The organism is Mycolicibacillus koreensis (assembly GCF_002104795.1).
In the GTDB taxonomy this organism is placed as follows: Bacteria; Actinomycetota; Actinomycetes; order Mycobacteriales; family Mycobacteriaceae; genus Mycobacterium; species Mycobacterium koreense.
Window position 1 is genome coordinate 21,986 of sequence record NZ_NCXO01000012.1, and the last position, 18,205, is coordinate 40,190.

At 70.8% G+C, this 18,205-nt stretch carries 19 protein-coding genes; 7 read left to right on the top strand and 12 right to left on the bottom strand.

Annotated features, from left to right (window positions below):
- Positions 1 to 4: 4 nt before the first annotated feature.
- Positions 5 to 2,311, bottom strand: a complete 2,307-nt coding sequence (purL, locus tag B8W67_RS07565; protein ID WP_069392984.1) for a phosphoribosylformylglycinamidine synthase subunit PurL — start codon at positions 2,309 to 2,311, stop codon at positions 5 to 7.
- A 95-nt stretch (positions 2,312 to 2,406) separates the two neighbouring features.
- Here purL and B8W67_RS07570 point away from each other — a divergent pair, with 95 nt between their 5' ends.
- Both B8W67_RS07570 and B8W67_RS07575 read left to right on the top strand, forming a co-directional pair.
- A complete protein-coding gene (locus tag B8W67_RS07570) occupies positions 2,407 to 2,721 on the top strand; it encodes a hypothetical protein (protein WP_069392983.1) in 315 nt (104 codons plus the stop codon).
- A gap of 52 nt (positions 2,722 to 2,773) precedes the next feature.
- Positions 2,774 to 3,013: a hypothetical protein gene (locus B8W67_RS07575; protein ID WP_069392982.1), complete on the top strand. Its 240-nt coding sequence runs from the start codon at positions 2,774 to 2,776 to the stop codon at positions 3,011 to 3,013.
- 9 nt (positions 3,014 to 3,022) lie between these two features.
- Here B8W67_RS07575 and B8W67_RS07580 read toward each other — a convergent pair whose 3' ends face one another.
- A complete protein-coding gene (locus tag B8W67_RS07580; protein WP_069392981.1) occupies positions 3,023 to 4,288 on the bottom strand; it encodes a M18 family aminopeptidase in 1,266 nt (421 codons plus the stop codon).
- A 51-nt stretch (positions 4,289 to 4,339) separates the two neighbouring features.
- Here B8W67_RS07580 and B8W67_RS07585 point away from each other — a divergent pair, with 51 nt between their 5' ends.
- Positions 4,340 to 5,362: a Dyp-type peroxidase gene (locus B8W67_RS07585; protein WP_069392980.1), complete on the top strand. Its 1,023-nt coding sequence runs from the start codon at positions 4,340 to 4,342 to the stop codon at positions 5,360 to 5,362.
- On the top strand, positions 5,359 to 6,168 hold the full coding sequence (locus tag B8W67_RS07590; protein ID WP_069392979.1) for a family 1 encapsulin nanocompartment shell protein: 810 nt from the start codon (positions 5,359 to 5,361) through the stop codon (positions 6,166 to 6,168). The genes B8W67_RS07585 and B8W67_RS07590 overlap by 4 nt, the downstream gene beginning before the upstream one ends.
- Here the strand turns inward: B8W67_RS07590 and purQ are convergent.
- Genes purQ through B8W67_RS07605 form a run of 3 tightly spaced genes read right to left on the bottom strand, consistent with a single transcriptional unit; the run spans position 6,165 to position 7,778 of the window.
- Positions 6,165 to 6,845, bottom strand: a complete 681-nt coding sequence (gene purQ / locus B8W67_RS07595; protein ID WP_085303282.1) for a phosphoribosylformylglycinamidine synthase subunit PurQ — start codon at positions 6,843 to 6,845, stop codon at positions 6,165 to 6,167. The genes B8W67_RS07590 and purQ overlap by 4 nt on opposite strands.
- Positions 6,842 to 7,081 carry a phosphoribosylformylglycinamidine synthase subunit PurS gene (gene purS / locus B8W67_RS07600; RefSeq protein ID WP_069392977.1) on the bottom strand — a complete coding sequence of 80 codons (240 nt, stop codon included), beginning with the start codon at positions 7,079 to 7,081 and terminating at the stop codon, positions 6,842 to 6,844. Before purS ends, purQ begins: the two co-directional genes overlap by 4 nt.
- Positions 7,082 to 7,124: 43 nt before the next feature.
- Positions 7,125 to 7,778, bottom strand: a complete 654-nt coding sequence (locus B8W67_RS07605) for an ATPase (protein ID WP_234793955.1) — start codon at positions 7,776 to 7,778, stop codon at positions 7,125 to 7,127.
- 44 nt (positions 7,779 to 7,822) lie between these two features.
- Here B8W67_RS07605 and B8W67_RS07610 point away from each other — a divergent pair, with 44 nt between their 5' ends.
- Complete coding sequence (locus tag B8W67_RS07610) at positions 7,823 to 8,461, top strand: MBL fold metallo-hydrolase (RefSeq protein ID WP_069392975.1); 639 nt, start codon at positions 7,823 to 7,825, stop codon at positions 8,459 to 8,461.
- Between the two features lie 135 nt (positions 8,462 to 8,596).
- Here B8W67_RS07610 and B8W67_RS07615 read toward each other — a convergent pair whose 3' ends face one another.
- The 3 genes from B8W67_RS07615 to B8W67_RS07625 all read right to left on the bottom strand — a co-directional run bounded on the left by B8W67_RS07615 (position 8,597) and on the right by B8W67_RS07625 (position 11,531).
- Positions 8,597 to 10,243 (bottom strand): FAD-binding dehydrogenase, encoded by a 1,647-nt coding sequence (locus tag B8W67_RS07615; RefSeq protein ID WP_069392974.1) that lies wholly within the window; start codon positions 10,241 to 10,243, stop codon positions 8,597 to 8,599.
- Positions 10,244 to 10,269: 26 nt separating this feature from the next.
- Complete coding sequence (locus tag B8W67_RS07620; protein WP_069392973.1) at positions 10,270 to 10,974, bottom strand: DUF2334 domain-containing protein; 705 nt, start codon at positions 10,972 to 10,974, stop codon at positions 10,270 to 10,272.
- Positions 10,975 to 11,039: 65 nt separating this feature from the next.
- Positions 11,040 to 11,531 carry a glutathione peroxidase gene (locus B8W67_RS07625; protein ID WP_069392972.1) on the bottom strand — a complete coding sequence of 164 codons (492 nt, stop codon included), beginning with the start codon at positions 11,529 to 11,531 and terminating at the stop codon, positions 11,040 to 11,042.
- A 124-nt stretch (positions 11,532 to 11,655) separates the two neighbouring features.
- On the opposite strand from B8W67_RS07625, the gene wrbA reads away from it, so the two are divergent.
- Positions 11,656 to 12,255 (top strand): NAD(P)H:quinone oxidoreductase, encoded by a 600-nt coding sequence (wrbA, locus tag B8W67_RS07630; RefSeq protein ID WP_085303284.1) that lies wholly within the window; start codon positions 11,656 to 11,658, stop codon positions 12,253 to 12,255.
- On the opposite strand, the gene B8W67_RS07635 is transcribed toward wrbA, so the two are convergent.
- Together B8W67_RS07635 and B8W67_RS07640 are read right to left on the bottom strand one after the other, a co-directional pair.
- On the bottom strand, positions 12,245 to 14,350 hold the full coding sequence (locus B8W67_RS07635) for a S9 family peptidase (protein WP_084228947.1): 2,106 nt from the start codon (positions 14,348 to 14,350) through the stop codon (positions 12,245 to 12,247). The genes wrbA and B8W67_RS07635 overlap by 11 nt on opposite strands.
- Positions 14,347 to 15,240 (bottom strand): phosphoribosylaminoimidazolesuccinocarboxamide synthase, encoded by an 894-nt coding sequence (locus B8W67_RS07640; protein ID WP_069393020.1) that lies wholly within the window; start codon positions 15,238 to 15,240, stop codon positions 14,347 to 14,349. The genes B8W67_RS07635 and B8W67_RS07640 overlap by 4 nt, the downstream gene beginning before the upstream one ends.
- A gap of 94 nt (positions 15,241 to 15,334) precedes the next feature.
- Between B8W67_RS07640 and B8W67_RS07645 the strand changes: the two genes are divergently transcribed.
- On the top strand, positions 15,335 to 15,958 hold the full coding sequence (locus tag B8W67_RS07645; protein WP_069392970.1) for a hypothetical protein: 624 nt from the start codon (positions 15,335 to 15,337) through the stop codon (positions 15,956 to 15,958).
- A 6-nt stretch (positions 15,959 to 15,964) separates the two neighbouring features.
- On the opposite strand, the gene B8W67_RS07650 is transcribed toward B8W67_RS07645, so the two are convergent.
- Together B8W67_RS07650 and B8W67_RS07655 are read right to left on the bottom strand one after the other, a co-directional pair.
- Complete coding sequence (locus tag B8W67_RS07650; RefSeq protein ID WP_109470149.1) at positions 15,965 to 16,975, bottom strand: tellurite resistance/C4-dicarboxylate transporter family protein; 1,011 nt, start codon at positions 16,973 to 16,975, stop codon at positions 15,965 to 15,967.
- A complete protein-coding gene (locus B8W67_RS07655) occupies positions 16,972 to 18,204 on the bottom strand; it encodes a cytochrome P450 (protein WP_069392969.1) in 1,233 nt (410 codons plus the stop codon). Before B8W67_RS07655 ends, B8W67_RS07650 begins: the two co-directional genes overlap by 4 nt.
- Between the last annotated feature and the right edge of the window lies 1 nt (position 18,205).

An 18,205-nucleotide genomic window follows, 5' to 3' on the forward strand; every position in this document is an offset into this window, starting at 1 on the left:
CGGTTCATCCGAACAGCCCGGGCAGCACGCCCTCGGAGACGTCGCGCAACTCGGCCAGCGGCACCGCGAACTGGTCTTGCACCTCCACGGCGTCCGAGCCCTGGTCGACCACCCCGATGCGCACCGCCGGCAGCCCGCGGGCCTCGCACATGGCGGTGAACCGGCTCTCCTCGGTGCGGGGCACCGCCACCAGCACCCGGCCGGCCGATTCGGAGAACAGGAACGCGAACGGGTCGACGCCGTCGGGAAGCACGATGCGGCAGCCGGTCTCGCCGGCCAGCGCCGATTCCACCACCGCCTGGATCAGCCCGCCCTCGGACAGATCGTGGGCGGCGGAGACCAGCCCGTCGCGGGAGGCGGCGGTGAGGACCTGCGCGAGGAGCTTCTCGCGGCCCAGGTCGACGGCCGGGGGCCGCCCGCCGAGGTGGTCGGCGACGACCTGCGCCCAGATCGAGCCGTCGAACTCGTCGCGGGTCTCCCCCAGCAGCATCAGGGTCTCGCCCGGCTCGGTGCCGAATGCGGTGGGGATGCGCCGGTCCACGTCGTCGATCACGCCGAGCACCCCGACCACCGGGGTGGGCAGGATCGCCGTCGCCCCGGTCTGGTTGTAGAAGCTGACGTTGCCGCCGGTGACCGGGATCCCCAGTGCGGCACAGCCGTCGGCCAGTCCGCGCACCGCCTCGGCGAACTGCCACATCACCCCGGGGTCTTCCGGGGAGCCGAAGTTCAGGCAGTTGGTGACCGCGATCGGGGTGGCGCCGGTGACCGCGACGTTGCGGTGGGCTTCGGCCAGCGCCAGCTGCGCCCCGGTGTAGGGGTCCAGGGCGGTGTAGCGGCCCGACGCATCGGTGGCCACGGCGATGCCGCGGCCGGTCTGCTCGTCGATGCGCAGCACACCGCCGTCGGCGTTCTCGGCCAGCACGGTGTTGCCGCGCACGTAGCGGTCGTACTGTTCGGTGATGAACGCCCGGCTGCACAGGTGCGGGCTGGACAGCAGCGCCAGCAGGGTGGCGCGCAGTTCGTCGCCGGTGGCCGGTCGGGGCAGCCCGGCGGTGGTGTCGGCGTTGAGTGCGTCCTGGCCGGCCGGGCGGGCCAGCGGGCGCTGGTAGACCGGCCCCTCGTGGGCCACGGTGCGCGGCGGCACGTCGACCACGGTCTCGCCGTTCCAGGTGATCTGCAGCCGGTCGGAGTCGGTGACCTCCCCGATCACCGTGGCCAGCACGTCCCATTTGGCGCAGACCGCCAGGAATCGTTCCACGTTGTCCGGGGTGACCACCGCGCACATGCGTTCCTGCGATTCGCTGGAGAGCACCTCCGCCGGGGTCATCCCGGTCGCGCGCAGCGGCACCTTGTCCAACTCGATCGCCATGCCGCCATCCCCCGCTGCGGCCAATTCCGAAGTAGCGCAAGCCAATCCCGCCCCACCGAGGTCCTGGATGCCGACCACCAGCCCGGCGGAGTAGAGCTCCAGGCAGCACTCGATGAGGACCTTCTCGGTGAACGGGTCACCGACCTGCACGGCGGGCAGTTTCTTGCGTCCGGCGCCGGCCTCGTCGCCGGCGAAGGTGTCGCTGGCCAGCACCGAGACCCCGCCGATCCCGTCGAGACCGGTGCGCGCCCCGAACAGGATGATCTTGTTGCCCACACCCGAGGCGAACGCCAGGTGCAGATCCTCCTTTTTCAGCACGCCCACGCACAGCGCGTTGACCAGGGGGTTGCCCGCGTAGCTGGCGTCGAAGACGGTCTCGCCGCCGATGTTGGGCAGGCCCAGGGAGTTGCCGTAGCCGCCGATGCCGCGCACCACCCCGTCGAGCACCCGGCGGGTGTCGGGGGCGTCGGCGGCACCGAAGCGCAGCTGGTCCATCACCGCGACCGGTCGCGCGCCCATCGCCATGATGTCGCGCACGATGCCGCCCACCCCGGTCGCCGCGCCCTGGTAGGGCTCCACGTAGGACGGGTGGTTGTGCGATTCCACTTTGAAGGTGACCGCCCAGCCGTCGCCGATGTCGACCACGCCGGCGTTCTCGCCGATCCCGGCGAGCATCGCCTCGCGCATCGCCTCGGTGGTGGTCTGCCCGAAGTAGCGCAGATGCACCTTGGAGGACTTGTACGAGCAGTGCTCGCTCCACATCACCGAGTACATGGCCAGCTCGGCGTCGGTGGGACGCCGGCCCAGGATGTCGCGGATGCGGGCGTACTCGTCGTCTTTGAGGCCGAGCTCGCCGAACGGCTGCGGGTGATCGGGGGTGTCGGCGGCGTGCGCGACGGTGTCGAGGTGGTCGTCGAGGTGTTCGGTGGGCCCAGAGGTCACGACCGACAGCTTAGTGGGCGGGGCGAGCACCGGCGCCGCCGCGGACGCCCCGGTAGCATCTGGCGCACCGCCGACGAACGGTTGGGAGGGATCCGATGGGCAGCGTGAACGGCGGCCGGTCGCCGGTGCGCTGGCGACGGGGCAGCTATCTGGGCGCCATTGTCGGCGGCGGATATTGGGCGCTCGGCGCGACCGCCGTGCTGGCCGACCCGCAGCGGTGGGCCCCCTTCGTCGTGATCTCGGTGGCGCTGGTCCTGCTCGGCGCGGTGCTGCTGCGCGCCGGCCGGTCTGCGGTGGCCACCGCCGGGCTGGCGATGCTGGTGGCGGCCGGCGGCGGTTGGCTGGCGCTCGCCCCGGTCGCCGCGCTCGGGGGGCTCGCGGGCGGGACTCTCTGGGGCGGGGGGCCGTAGCGCCGTGTCACGGTCCACGTCGTGGGAGCGCCGCGGGGCGCCGGCCCCTCCGGTGGACACCGATTCACCGCTGCTGGTGGTCGGTGTGGCGCTGGGGCTTGTGGCGATGTCGCCGCTGCTGGGCCTGTGGCTGTTCGCCCCGGTCGGCCCACTGGCGCTGGCGGTGGTGGCGACGCTGGCGGCGATCCGCTGGAAGACCGCGCTGATCGTGGCCGAGGGCTGTTTCGTCGCGGCCCTCGGCGGTGCGGTGTTCGTGGTCTGCGCCGCGGTGCTGCTGGCCAGCCTGCACTAACGCGCCCGGCTACCCCGGTGTGAGGAACGCCGTCAGCGCCGCCGCGTAGTCGGCCACGTCGGCCGAGCCCATGAACTCCCGCGCCGAGTGCATCGCCAGCTGCGCCGCCCCGACGTCGACGGTGGGGATCCCGCTGCGCGCCGCGCTCATCGGCCCGATCGTGGAGCCGCACGGCAGGTCGGCGCGGTGTTCGTAGCGTTGCAGCGCCACGCCCGCCTGCTCGCAGGCCAGCGCGAACGCCGCGGCGGTGCGCCCGTCGGTGGCGTAGCGCAGGTTGGGATGGATTTTGAGCACCGGGCCGGCGTTGATCGCGATGAGATGGCCGGGTTCGTGGCGGTCCGGATAGTTGGGGTGGGTGGCGTGCGCCATGTCGCCGGACGCCAGCATCGACCCGGCCACGGCGCGCAGGAACTCCGCGCGGTCCCCGCCGGCGGCGGCCACGATCCGCTCCAGGGTGCTGACCAGCAGGTCGGAGTCGGCGCCGTGGTCGGAGACCGAGCCCACCTCCTCGTGGTCGAACAGGGCGAGCACCGGCATCGTCTCGGGGGGCATGTCGGTCTCGGGGACATCGAGCAGCGCCGCCAGGCCCGCATAGCAGGTGACCTGGTTGTCCAGCCGGGGCGCGGAGACGAACTGGCCGTCGGCGCCGGTCACCGCCGACGGCGCCAGGTCGTGGGTCATCAGATCGAAGCCGAGCACGTCGGCGCGCGCGACCCCGGCCCGCCCGGCGACGAAATCCAGCAGCGGCGGCGCCGACCCGGTGCCCCAGACGGCGTTGACGTGGCGCTGCGGGTCCAGGCTGACCGCCTTGCGGTCCTCGGCGAGGTGGATCGCCAACTGCGGCACCCGCAGGATCGGTTCGTCGACGCGGATCAGGTGCTCGGCGATGCCCGCCCCGGCGCGCACCGACAGCCGGCCGCTGAGCCCCAGGTCGCGGTCGAGCCAGGAGTTCAGCCACGCACCGCCGTAGGGTGCGAGCGCCACCAGCTGCCAGCCCGCCACCTCCCGGTCGGGGTGCTGCTTGACCCGCAGGTTGGGGCTGTCGGTGTGCCCGCCGACGATCCGGAATCCGCGGGGCGGGTACCCGGTGGCCTGCCACGCCACCAGCGAGCCGGACCGCACCAGGAAGAACCGGCCGGTCGCCGGCCATTCGTCGGTCTCGGCGAGTTCGCGGTAGCCGGCGGCGCGCAGCCGCTGCGCCACCGTCGCGCAGACGTGAAACGGCGACGGGGAGGCGTCGATGAACTCACACAGATCCGCTGCGGTGGCCGTCATGGCATCAGTCTTTCCCATTCTGCGGCGCGCCGGCACGTTAGGGTCGAAGACATGGCGCAACCCCAGCCCGTCGTGCGACCGCTGACGTGTGCGGCGATCTTCCTGGTCGCCACCATCGACGAGGGCGGCGAAGCGGTGGTGCATGACGCGTTGCCGGATCTGCCCGGCCTGGCCCCGGCGATCGGGTTCCGCGACCGCACCAAGAACCTGTCGCTGGTGACCGGGATCGGCTCGGACGCTTGGGATCGGCTGTTCGACGGGCCCCGCCCCGCGCAGCTGCATCCGTTCATTCCGCTGGAGGGCCCCCGCCACACCGCCCCGGCCACCCCGGGGGATCTGCTGTTTCACATCCGCGCGGAGACGATGGACGTCTGCTTCGAGCTGGCCGGGCGGATCATGACCGCGATGGCCGGGGCGATCACCGTCGTCGACGAGGTGCACGGCTTCCGGTTCTTCGACAACCGCGACCTGCTCGGGTTCGTCGACGGCACCGAGAACCCCGACGGCGACGAGGCCGTCGGTGCGACCGCGGTCGGCGCGGAGGATCCGGAGTTCGCCGGCGGCTCGTATGTGCACGTGCAGAAATACGTCCACGACATGGGCGGCTGGCAGGCGCTGAGCGTCACCGAGCAGGAACGGGTGATCGGGCGCACCAAGCTCGACGACATCGAGTTCGACGACGACGTCAAACCCGCCGACTCGCACATCGCGCTCAACGTCATCGAGGACGACGACGGCAACGAGATCGACATCTTCCGGGCGAACATGCCGTTCGGGGAACTCGGCAAAGACGAATACGGCACCTACTACATCGGGTACGCCCGCAGCCCGCAGACCAGCGAGCAGATGCTGCGCAACATGTTCCTCGGTGACCCGCCGGGCAACACCGACCGGATCCTGGACTTCTCCACCGCGCTCACCGGTGGGTTGTTCTTCGCCCCGGCGATCGAGTTTCTCGACGACCCACCGCCGTTGCCGGGCGCCGACGTCGACACCGCACCCGACGACCCGGTCTCCCCGCCCGACGACCCCGGCTCGTTGCGCATCGGCAGCCTGAAAGGAATCCCGCAATGAACAACCTCTACCGCCAACTCGCTCCCGTCACCGACGCCGCCTGGGCCGAGATCGAGGAGGAGGCCTCGCGCACGTTCAAACGCCACATCGCCGGACGTCGGGTGGTCGACGTCTCCGACGCCGGCGGTCCAACGGCCGCCGCGGTCGGCAACGGCCGGCTCATCGACGTGGCCGCGCCGTCGGACGGCGTGGTGGCGCAGCTGCGCGACGCCAAACCGCTGGTGCGCCTGCGGGTTCCGTTCACGTTGTCGCGCAACGAGATCGACGACGTGGAGCGCGGCTCCAACGACGCCGACTTCGACCCGGTGAAGACCGCCGCCAAGAAGCTGGCGTTCGTGGAGGACCGGGCGATCTTCGAGGGCTACGAGGCCGCCTCCATCGAGGGGATCCGCGCCGCCAGCTCCAACCCGGCGCTGACCCTGCCCGCCGACCCGCGGGAGATGCCCGACGTGATCTCCCAGGCGCTCTCCGAGCTGCGGCTGGCCGGGGTGGACGGGCCGTACTCGGTGCTGCTGTCCGCCGACGCCTACACCCAGGTCAGTGAGACCACCCAGCACGGCTACCCGATCCGCGAACACCTGCGGCGGCTGGTCGGCGACGGCGAGATCATCTGGGCGCCCGCCATCGACGGGGCGTTCGTGGTGACCACCCGCGGCGGGGACTTCGACCTGACACTGGGCACCGACGTGTCGATCGGGTATTTGAACCACGACGACCGGACGGTGCAGCTGTACCTGCAGGAGACGTTGACGTTCTCCTGCTACACCGGGGAAGCGGCGGTCTGCCTGCACACCGCAGGGGCTTAAGAGCTGGCGGCCAGCACCGTGTCGAGCACCGAGTAGAACAGCCCCAGCCCGTCGTCGGACGGTCCGGTCAGGGCCTCCACGGCGTGCTCGGGGTGCGGCATCAACCCGACCACCCGGCCGTTGGCCGAGGCGATGCCGGCGATGTCGTTCTGCGAGCCGTTGGGGTTCTCCAGATACCGGAACACCACCCGATTCTCGGCTTCGAGCATCTCCAGCGCGCCGGGCGGGGCGACGTAGCGCCCCTCCCCCGACTTCAGCGGCACCAGCAGGTCGGCGTCGGCGTCGAACCGTGTCGTCCAGGCGGTGTCGGTGGAGGCGACGCGCAACCACACGTCGCGGCACAGAAAGTGCAGCCCGATGTTGCGGGTGAGTGCACCGGGCAGCAGGCCGGCCTCGCACAAGATCTGAAAGCCGTTGCAAATACCCAACACCGGCATGCCGCGACCGGCGGCGTCGATGACCTCGCCCATCACCGGGGCGAACCGGGCGATCGCACCGGCGCGCAGGTAGTCGCCGTAGGAGAAGCCGCCGGGCACCACCACCGCGTCGACGCCCTTGAGGTCGGCGTCGGCGTGCCACAGCGCCACCGGCTCGGCGCCGACGAGGCGCACCGCGCGGGCGGCGTCGACGTCGTCGAGGGTGCCGGGGAAGGTGATCACCCCCACCCTGGTGGTCACGACGGCTCCCGGGTGATGGTCCAGTCCTCGATGACGGTGTTGGCCAACAGCGACTCCGCGATCTCGGTGAGCTCGGCCTCCCCGATGCTGTCGTCGACCTCCAACTCGAAGCGTTTGCCCTGCCGCACGTCTGAGACGCCGCCGTGCCCGAGCCGACCCAGCGCCCCGACGATCGCCTGGCCCTGCGGATCCAGGATCTCCGCCTTGGGCATCACGTGCACCACTACCCGGGCCACCGCCGCTCCTCGCTGTCGACTCCGCTGATTGTCCCCGACAACTCTATCCGCACGACCCGAGGTAGGCCGCACACAGCGGTCGGAGCAGGGCGTCGAGGACGGTGCCGTCGTCGATCGGCGGCCACGGGACCTGCGGGGCGCTCGACCACAGGGTCAACGCGCTCAGCGTGCTGCTCTGCGGATGGACCACCAGGTAGCTGTGGGCGATCACCGGGCCGGCGATCACCGCGGCCACCCGCCCGGGCTCGGCGACGGTCAGCGACGGCGACTGGTCGGGCGCACCCTGCTGGCAGCTGCGCAGCGTGGCGACCGCGGTGTTGAACACCTCGGTGGCCAGTTGCCCGCCGCGCCACGTCTCACCCCGCCAGTGCAGCACCTGCGCCTGCAGCCGCCACTGCCCCTCGGGGCGCTCGACGCGGGCCGTCGCGGCGACCGCGTAGGTGCGGGGATCGCCCGCCGGTGCGGGGCGCCCGCAGAGTTCCTCGAAGCGCAGCGGGCTCGGGGCGCCGGTCTCGGGGACCGCCACCGTCGCCAGGGCGGGCCACCGGGCGGTGGCGGCCAGCGGGATGTCGGCGGCGGCGATCCAGGCGGTGTCGGGGATCGTGTCGCAGACCGCCGGGCAGCTCTGCGGGTCGGCCGCCGCGCCCGGCGACACCGCCAGTCCCGCCGCGACCAGCAGCGTCAGCACTATCGGCACCGGCTTCACCACAACTGCATCCCCTCCGGCGCACAATCGTAGACATGCAACTGACGCATTTTGGGCATTCCTGTGTACTCGCCGACTTCGCCCACACCACGGTGCTATTCGACCCCGGCACGTTCTCCCACGGGTTCGAGGGCATCACCGGGCTGGCGGCGATCCTCATCACCCACCAGCACCCCGACCACGTCGATGTTGCCCGGCTTCCGGAGCTGCTGCAGGCCAATCCCGATGCCGCCCTCTACGCCGACCCGCAGACCGCTGCCCAACTCGGCGCGCCGTGGCGGGCGGTGGCGGCCGGCGACACCCTGAGCGTCGGTGGTCTGACGGTGCGCGGGGTCGGCGGCACCCACGCGGTGATCCACCCGGAACTGCCGGTCGTGGACAACATCTCCTATCTGCTCGACGACGGTGAGCACACCGGAGCGTTCATGCATCCCGGCGACGCCCTGTATGTGCCCGACGAGCCGGTGGACGTGCTGGCCACCCCCGCGGCCGCACCGTGGATGAAGATCTCCGAGGCGGTCGACTACCTGCGCGCGGTGGCGCCGTCGCGCGCGGTGCCGATCCACCAGGGCATCATCGCCCCCGATGCCCGCGGGATCTACCATTCGCGGCTCGCCGAGATGTGCGACACCGACTTTCAGGTGCTGCCCGCCGAATCCGCGGTCACCTTCTGAGGCGCCGCCCCCGCTTTCACCAGACTCACGTTTGAGTGCGCCGCGCGCACATTTTCGCACTCAAACGTGCGAGTCGACGAACGCGACGCCCGGAGACCCGGTGTCGGGGCACGGATTCGGCCACGAGGCGGTCATCTAGGCGATGTCGGCGGCCGCCCCGCGCCCGGCAGCACGCCCGGAGAAGATGCACCCGCCCAAAAATGTGCCCTCCAGCGCCCGGTAGCCGTGCACCCCGCCGCCGCCGAAACCGGCCACCTCGCCGGCGGCGTACAGCCCGGCCACCGGGGCGCCATCGGCGCCCAGCACCCGCGAGGACAGATCGGTCTCCAATCCGCCCAACGTTTTTCGGGTCAGGATGTGCAGTTTCACCGCGATCAGCGGGCCCGCTTTCGGGTCGGTGAGCCGGTGCGGGGCCACCACCCGGCCGAGCCGGTCACCGAGATAGGCGCGGGCACCGTGGATGGCGGTGATCTGGCCGTCCTTGGAAAACTTGTTGGCGACCTCCCGGTCTCTCGCGGTGACCTCGGCCTCCACCGTGGCGTAGTCCAACGCCGACACCTCGGGCAGGTCGTTCATCGCGGCCACCAACTCGCGCAGCGAGTCCGCCTGCACGAAGTCCACGCCGCGGTCGATGAACGCCTGCACCGGCGGCGGCGGACCGGAGCGGGCGCGGGCGGCCAGCAGCTGACGCAGGCTGCGTCCGGTCAGATCGGGGTTCTGCTCCTGGCCGGAGAGGGCGAACTCCTTCTCGATGATCCGCCGGTTGAGGATGAACCAGGTGTAGTCGTAGCCGGATGCGGCGATGTACTCCAAGGTGCCCAGGGTGTCGAAGCCGGGGTAGAGCGGGCCGGGCAGTCGTTTGCCCGCGGCGTCCAGCCACAGCGACGACGGCCCGGGGATGATCCGGATGCCGTGGTGGGGCCAGATCGGGTCGTAGTTGGTGATCCCTTCGGTGTAGTGCCACATCCGGTCCCGGTTGATCACCCGCCCACCGGCCGCCTCGGTGATGCCGATCATCCGGCCGTCGACGTGGGCCGGCACCCCGGCGATCAGCTGGTCGGGAACCCGCCCCATCCGCTGGGGCCAGTTGGCCCGCACCAGGTCGATGTTGCCCCCGATGCCGCCGCTGGTGACGATCACCGCCTGGGCACGCAACGCGAACTCGCCGACCGCGGTGCGCGAGGAGGCCACACCCCGCGGCTGGGTCGACGGTTCCAGCACCGCACCGCGCACCCCGACCACCGCGCCGTCCTCGACGATCAACTCATCGACGCGGTGCCGATGGGCGAACCGGACCTGCGGCGAGGCCGTTACCCTGCGGGCGAAGACGTCGACCAGGCCGGGTCCGGTTCCCCAGGTGATGTGGAATCGCGGCACCGAGTTGCCGTGGCCGAGCGCGTCGTAGCCGCCGCGCTCCGCCCAGCCGACGAGCGGGAAGATCTTCAGGCCCCGCTCACGCAGCCAACGGCGCTTCTCGCCGGCGGCGAAGTCGACGTAGGCGTGGGCCCACTGGCGCGGCCAGTGGTCCTCGTCCCGGTCGAACCCGGCGGTGCCCAGCCAATCCTGCAGCGCCAACTCGTGACTGTCGTGGATGCCGAGCCGGCGCTGTTCGGGGCTGTCGACGAAGAACAGCCCGCCGAACGACCAGTAGGCCTGCCCGCCGAGGTTCGCGGCGTTCTCCTGATCGACGATCAGCACCTTCTTGCCGCGCTCGATCAGCTCACCGGCGGCGACCAGCCCGGCCAGTCCCGCCCCGACAATGATCACATCAGCGTCGCTCATGCTGATCGAGCGTAATGCCGGTCGGCTCAGGCGGCGCCGCGGATCACCGGATCCGGTTGCCAGCGGTACACCGCCGGGGTGGCGCCGCGGGCCACCGCGGCGTCGACGGCGTCGAGCATCGCCTCGTGGATGCCGGGGCGCAGCAGCTGGGTCGCGGCGACCGTGAGCCGCACGGGGGTGCGCCGGGCCGCGGTGCGCTCGGCGGCGCGCACCAGCACCCGACACCACCACGGTTCGGTGAGGAAGCCCTCACCGATGCCGAGCACCCGGGCGGGCACGGTCCGTTCGGTGACCAGGTCGGTGACGCCGTGCAAACCGGCCAGCATCCGGAAACCGTTGCGGGGCAACACCCGCCGCGCACCCGGGGAGATGACCCAGCCGGGGGCGGCGAACAGGCGGGTGCGCAGCCCGACCCGTTCGAGCACCCGGTCGGCGCCGATCAACCGCAGGTTGGCCTCATGCGCCGGCAGGGTCGCGAACTCGCTGCGCCGCCGTTTGGTGGCGGCCTCGTCGTAGCCGTGCAGCACCACCGCGTCGCCGCCGGCGCGGCGCGACGCGAGCCAGCCGGTCGTCTCCGGGTCCGCTTCGAGGCGGTAGCCGCCCTTGAGTCGCGGCGCGACCAGCAGCGAGACCGGCACCTGCCGGGCGTCGAGGTGCTCGCAGAACTGCGCCACGGCGGCCAGCGTGGGCGCACCGATCCGGGAGACCGAGACGATCAGTTCCGCATTCACAGCCCCCACTCTGGCAGGGGCGGGTGACACCGCGGTGACCTGCGGGTTACGCCCGGCTGTCCGGGTCAGCGGGGCAGCACCGCCTCGATGGCGGCGACCACCTCCGGCGCGTCGGGCACCGTCTTCGGGCGGAACCGGTTGACCACCGCGCCGCCGGGGGCGATGACGAACTTCTCGAAGTTCCACTGGATGTCGCCGGCTGCGCCGTCGGCGTCGGCGGTGCGGGTCAGCTCCGCATACAGCGGGTGGCGGTCCTCACCGTTGACGTCGGTCTTGGCCAGCAGCGGGAACGTCACCCCGTAGGTGGTGGAGCAGAACGTCGCGATCTCCTCCGGGGTGCCGGGCTCCTGGCCCATGAACTGGTTGCACGGCACCCCGATCACCGTCAGGCCGCGCTCGCCGTAGTCGCGGGCGAGTTGCTCGAGGGCGGCGTACTGCGGGGTCAGCCCGCAGCGGGAGGCGACGTTGACCAGCAGCACCGCGCGGTCGGCGTAGTCGCCGAGGGTGGTGGGCTGCCCGTCGAGGGTGGTCAGCGGGATCTCGGTGATCGCGGTCATGACCGTGACCGTACGCGGTGACCGCCGGCGCCGACCACACCCGGGCATATAGTTGACATCGCAACTTATTTACGGATACGGTCTCCGGTAGTTGACCGAGCAATCACAAGGACGGGGTCAGGGCATGACGAAACTCGCGATCATCTACTACTCGGCCACCGGGCACGGCACCGCGATGGCCCGGCGGGCGGCCGGCGCCGGCGAGGCCGCCGGCGCCGAGGTGCGGGTACGCCACATCGCCGAGACCCGCGATCCGGCCACGTTCGCCGACAACCCCGCCTGGTCGGCCAACTACGCGGCGACCAAGGACGCCCCGGCCGCGACCGGGCAGGACATCGTCTGGGCCGATGCGGTGATCTTCGGCTCGCCGACCCGGTTCGGGAGCACCGCCGGGCCGTTTCAGACGTTCATGGACTCGTTGGGCGGGCTGTGGGCGCAGGGCAAACTCGCCGACAGGGTCTACGCCGGGTTCACCTCCAGCCAGACCGCCCACGGCGGCCAGGAGGCGACGCTGCTCGGGCTCTACGTGTCGCTGATGCATTGGGGCGGCATCGTGGTGGCGCCCGGCTACACCGACCCGCTGAAGTTCGCCGACGGCAACCCCTACGGGGTCGGTCACATCACCGGGCCGCAGAACCAAAACGAGTTGGCCGACGAGACCGTGGCCGCGCTCGAGCATCTGGCCACCCGGGTGGTGGGCGTGGCGGATCGCCTCAGCCGGTAGCCCCGGCCGCGTTGAGCAGCCAGGCGTACTGGAAGGCGGTCTCCTTCCACCGCTCGTAGCGACCCGACAGGCCGCCGTGCCCGGCGCTCATCTGCGTCTTGAGCAACACCGGATTCCCGTTGGTGTTGGCATGGCGCAGCGCAGCAATCCATTTCGCGGGCTCCACGAAATAGACCCGGGTGTCGTTCAGCGACGTCATCGCCAGGATCGCCGGATAGCGCTGGGCGACGACGTTCTCGTACGGCGAATAGGATTTCATGTAGGCGTAGACATCCTTGTCGGCCAAGGGGTTCCCCCACTCGTCCCATTCGGTGACGGTCAGCGGCAGCGACGGATCCAAGATGGTGGTCAGGGCGTCGACGAACGGCACCACGGCCAGGATCCCGGCGAAGAACTCCGGGGCGAGGTTGGCGACCGCCCCCATCAGCAGACCGCCGGCACTGCCGCCGTAGGCGACGAGCTGTTGCGGCGTCGTCACCCCGACGTCGATGAGATGCTTTGCGGCCGCGATGAAGTCGGTGAAGGTGTTCTTCTTGTCCAGCAGTTTGCCGCTCTCGTACCACAGCCGTCCCATCTCGCCGCCGCCGCGTACGTGGGCGATGACGAACACCATCCCACGGTCCAGCAGCGACAGCCGGGCGATGGAGAACTGCGGGTCCTGGCAGGCCTCGTAGGCGCCGTAGCCGTAGAGCACCGTCGGCGCCGGTGCGGTGACGTCGCGGCGGTGGATGACCGACAGCGGAATCCGGGTGCCGTCGGCGGCGACCGCCCAGTCGCGGCGCTCCACGTAATCCTCGCGGCGGTACCCGCCGAGCACCGGCTGCTCGCGCAGCAGGGTGCGTTCCCCGGTGGTCAGATCCAGGTCGTAGATGCACACCGGGTGGAGAAACGACGTCGCGCCGATCCGCAGCTTCGGCGCGTCCCAGTTGGGGTTGGCGCCCAGCCCCGCCGACATCAGCGCCGAGTCGAAGGTGATCTCGGTGGGTTGGCCGTACCCGTCGGCGGTGAGCGGCCACAGTTGGATACGCGGCAACGCGTCGGCCCGGTAACTGACCACCAGGTGCGACCCGAAGGCGTCGACCCCGTCGAGGCGCACGTCGTCGCGATGGGCGATCAGCGTGGTCTGCGCGGTCGGGTCCTCCACCGGCGCGTCGACCATGGTGAAGTTGACCGCCCCGTCGTTGTGCAGGATCACGAACCGGTCCCGGCCGCCGACGACCGCGTGCTCGACGCCGTATTCGACGCCGTCGCGGCGCGGCAGCACCACGGTGAACTCCGCCTCGGGGTCGGCGGCGTCGGCGTAGCGCACCTCGGAGGTGACCGCCGACCCGGCCGCGATCATCAGGTACTTGTCGCTGCGGGTGCGGCCCACGTTCAACCAGAACCGCTCGTCGGGCTCGTGGTAGACCCGTTGCGCGGGCAGGCCCGCACCGAGCCGGTGGCGCCACACCGTGTCGGGTCGCCACGCCGCGTCGACGGTCAGGTAGTACAGCGTCCGGTTGTCGGTGGCCCAGGTCGCCCCGGCGGCGATCCCGGCGATCTCATCGGTGTAGCGCCGACCGGTCCGCAAATCGATGAACCGCAAGGTGTAACGCTCATCGCCGACGGTGTCGACCGAGTAGGCCAGCACGGTGCCGTCGGGGCTGACCGTGGCCGCCCCCAGCGAGAAGAACTCGTGGCCCTCGGCCTCGACGTTCTCGTCGAGCAGGACCTGCTCACCGGGAATCTCGGTGTGCTCGTCGAAGACCGGCGGACGCCAGTCGTCGGGATCGGTCAGCGGGCAACGGCAGTGCACACCGTACTGCTTGCCCGCGAAACTGCGGGCGTAGTACCACCAGTCGCCGCGCCGGATCGGCACCGACAGATCGGTCTCCTTGGTGCGGGCTTTGATCTCGTCGAAGATCTGCTGGCGCAGTTCGTGCTGATCGTCGGTGAGCGCATCGGTGTAGGCGTTCTCCGCCTCGAGATGGGCGATGACATCCGGATTGTCTTTGTCGCGCAACCATTCGTAGGGGTCGACGACGACGTCGCCATGGTGTTCGCGGATGGTCTCGACGCGCTTGGCGACCGGAGGCCGCGGCATGCCGGCACTCATGCCGCACCGATCCAGTCATCGAACCGCAGTCCGGAGATCCGTTCGTAGGCCTCGATGTAGCGCTCACGGGTGGCCGCGATGATCTCGTCGGGAAGCGGCGGCGGGGGTGTGTCGCAGGCGCGGTCCCACCCGGATTCGTCGCCGGTCAGCCAGTTGCGGACGAACTGCTTGTCGAAGCTGTTCTGCACGACGCCGACCTCGTATTCGGCGGCGGGCCAGTAGCGCGACGAGTCCGGGGTGAAGATCTCGTCGGCGAGCACCAGGTTGCCGTTGCTGTCGTGGCCGAACTCGAATTTGGTGTCGGCGATGATGATGCCGCGGGTCAGCGCATGGTCGGCGGCCTGGACGTAGATCTGCAGGGTGCGGTCGCGCAGCTGGTTGGCGACCACGCCGCCGACCTGCTCGATGACGGCCGCGAACGGGATGTTCTCGTCGTGGTCGCCCTGCTCGGCCTTGGTCGCCGGGGTGAACAGCGGGGTGGCGAACCTGCTGGCCTCCTTCAGTCCCGCCGGCAACTCGATGCCGCAGACCGCACCGGTGCGCTGGTAGTCGGCCAGCCCCGAGCCGGTCAGGTAGCCGCGCGCCACGCATTCCACCGGCACCATGGTCAGCTCACGCACCACCAGCGCCCGGCCCAGCACCTCGGCGGGGATGCGGGGATCGTCGGGCGGGCCGGCCAGGTGATTGGGCGCCTCGACCAGGTCGAAGAAGAACACACTCATCGCGGTCAGGATCCGGCCCTTGTCGGGGATCTCGCTGGCCAACACGTGGTCATAGGCCGAGATCCGGTCGGTCGCCACGAACAGCAGATGCTCGTCGTCGACGCGGTAGAGATCACGGACCTTGCCGCTGCCCAGGTGCTGATAGTCGGAGAGTGCAGGTCGAGCCACGCGGTTCACCCTAACTCACCGTTTTCGGTGCGATCTCCGGCGCGATAATGACGTCCAGGCGCCGGCCCCACCGACCCGCGAGGAGATCACCGTCATGGGCTCACGTTTTCTGCCGTATGCCACCACACCGGGCCGGCTTTTGGCCCAACTGCTCTCCGATCTGCTGGTGGCGGCCTGGTCAGCGGTGTGGATCCTGGTCGGGCTGGCGGTGCACGCCGCGGTCGCCACGATCGCCGCGGTCGGCCGCCAGGTGCAAAGCGGCAGCACCGGGGTGGCCGGCAACCTCGACTCCGCCGGCGAGAGCGCCTCCCACCTGCCGCTGGTCGGCGACACGTTGAGCAAACCGCTGAGCGCGGCGAGCACCGCCGCCCTCGACATCGCCGATGCCGGGCACACGTTGGACACCACCGCCACCTGGCTGGCGTGGGTGCTGGCGCTGGCGGTGGCCGCCCCACCGATCCTGGCGGTCGCGATGCCGTGGCTGGTGCTGCGGGTGCGGTTCTTCCGGCGCAAGTGGACGGTGGTCACCCTGGCCGCCACCCCGGCCGGCCAGCAGCTGCTGGCGCTGCGCGCGCTGGCGAACCGGCCGCTACGGCGACTGGCCGCGGTCGACGCGGACCCGGTCGGTGCGTGGCGACGCGCCGACCCGGTGGCGCTGCACGGGTTGGCGGCGTTGGAGTTGCGCTCCGCCGGGGTGCGCACCCGGGCTCACACCTAAGAGTCGCTAAGAGCTGCCGACCAGAACTCGCGCCGAGGCCAGTGCGGCGCGGCGGACACCGGCGAGGGCGACGATCAGCCACGCGGCGAACGCATCCCAGAAGAACACCAGCGAGACGGTGTCCAGCGCCGGCAGGTCCAGTTCGATGGCCATCGCCTGGCTGGCCACCGAGTACATGCCCAATGGGAACACCAGCGCCCACCACACCCCGCGGAACTGCAGCATTCCGGGGCGGTTGTGGATGCGGTGCAGCACGAAGTAGATCAGCGGCGGTATCCACACGGTGGCCACACCCCAGGTGACCACGGTGGCTGCGCGCAGCGCCGCCGAGACCGCGCCGGAGGTCAGCTGGCCGAGCAGATCCCCGGCCAGGGTGGCGATCGCCATGCCCCCCATAAGGATCCAGGTGTCGGGCTCGAATCCGTCGCGGTCCATCCGCTCGTGCACGGTGCGCCACATGATCAGCGTCGCCATCAGCAGATAGACCCCCAGGCCGGCCACCCAGATGGGGATCGCCACCGCCAGCCACGCGGTGTGGCCGGTGGCCCGGATCATCTGGGCCATCACGATCACCAGCCCCGAGGTGCCCACACTGGCCAGCAACCATGCCCCATGTGCCTTGTCGCGCAACGCGGCCCACTGCCGGGTGAGCATGTTGCGCAGCGTCAGCGCTGACAGCACCGACCAGGAGATCAACGCCACCAGGCCGAGTACCCGCACCCACACGGGGTGGTGTTCCAGGCGGCTGTCGAGCACCGCGCAGGCGGCGACGAACGTGAACAGCCGCAACGTGATGTCCGGGTCGCGCAGGTCCCACACCGCGGCCCGGCGTTCGATGACGGCGGTGAGCACCACCAGCGCCACCAGCACCGCCAGCCCGGCCGAGGCGAGCACGCCCAGTGCACTGCTGAGCCCCGCGTAGCCGTGCCGGGACGCGCCGATCGACAGGATGCCGGTGGCCATCACCACCGCGAACACGTTCGGTGAGGGCCGCAGGTCGGCGAACCTGCCCTTCACCGCTGCGCGCTCATTTCCACGACCAGGTGCCGGATCCCGGTGTGCCGGTTGCTGCGGGTCCACTCCACCGGGGCCACCACGGTGACACCGGTGAACCGGCGCAGCAACTCCTCGTAGAGCACCCGCAACTCCAGTCGGGCGAGGTTGACCCCCAGGCAGAAGTGCACGCCTTGGCCGAAACCCAGGTGCGGGTTCGGTTTTCTCGTCACATCGAAGACGTCGGCACGGTCGAACACCTGCTCGTCCCGGTTGGCCGAGCCCTCCCAGACCAGCACCTTCTGGCCGGGTTCGATGCGCTGCCCGCCCAGGGCGACCGCGCGGGTGGCGGTGCGCCGCTTCGACGGCGACGGTGAGGTCCAGCGGATGATCTCCTCCACCGCGGTGGGCAGCAGGTCGGGATTCCCGCGCAGCGCCCGGTACTGCTCGGGATGGTCGGCCAGCGCCAGCAGGCCCCCGCCGATGGCGTTGCGGGTCGTCTCGGCCCCGGCGCTGAACAGCAGGCTGAAGAACAGGTACAGCTCCATCGCGCTCAACTCGGGGTCGGTGGAGTTGGCGACCACCGAGAGCATGTCGTCGGTGGGCCGGGCCCGTTTGGCCGCGATCAGCTCCTGACCGTAGGCGTACAGATCGGAGCCGGTGTCCTGCGCCGTCACCGGCGAGACCACCGCCTCGCGTGAGCCGCGGAAGTCGAAGTTGGGTTCGATCGCGGCGAACAGCCAGTGCCGGTCGGCCTCGGGCACCCCGAGCAGGATGCAGATCATCTGCATCGGCAGTTCCGCAGCGACCTCGACGAGGAAGTCCAGCGGCTCGCCGGGGCCGATCTCGTCGAGCAGCCGGCGCGCCCGGGCCCGCAGGTCCTGCTCGACGCGGCGGATCATCCGCGGGGTCATCCCGGAGCTGACCAGTTTGCGGACGGCGGCGTGACGCGGGTCGTCCATCATGTTGAGCACGTGGCCGGCCACCGGAAGATCCTGCAGGATCGTGCCGCCGTACGGCCGCTCACCGCCGCTCACCGACGAGTAGGTGTCGGCGTCGCGCAACACCGCGAACGTCTCGGGGTGGGTGGCCACCGACCAGAACCCCTCCCCGTCCGGGGTGTGGACGGTCGGCTCGTGCCAGTACACCGGGGCCTCCGCGCGGTGGACCGCGAACATCTCGTGGGGGAACCCGTGCGCGAAGTTGTCCAGGTCGGTCAGGTCGATTCCCGCCAGGGCGTCGGCAGCGGCCATG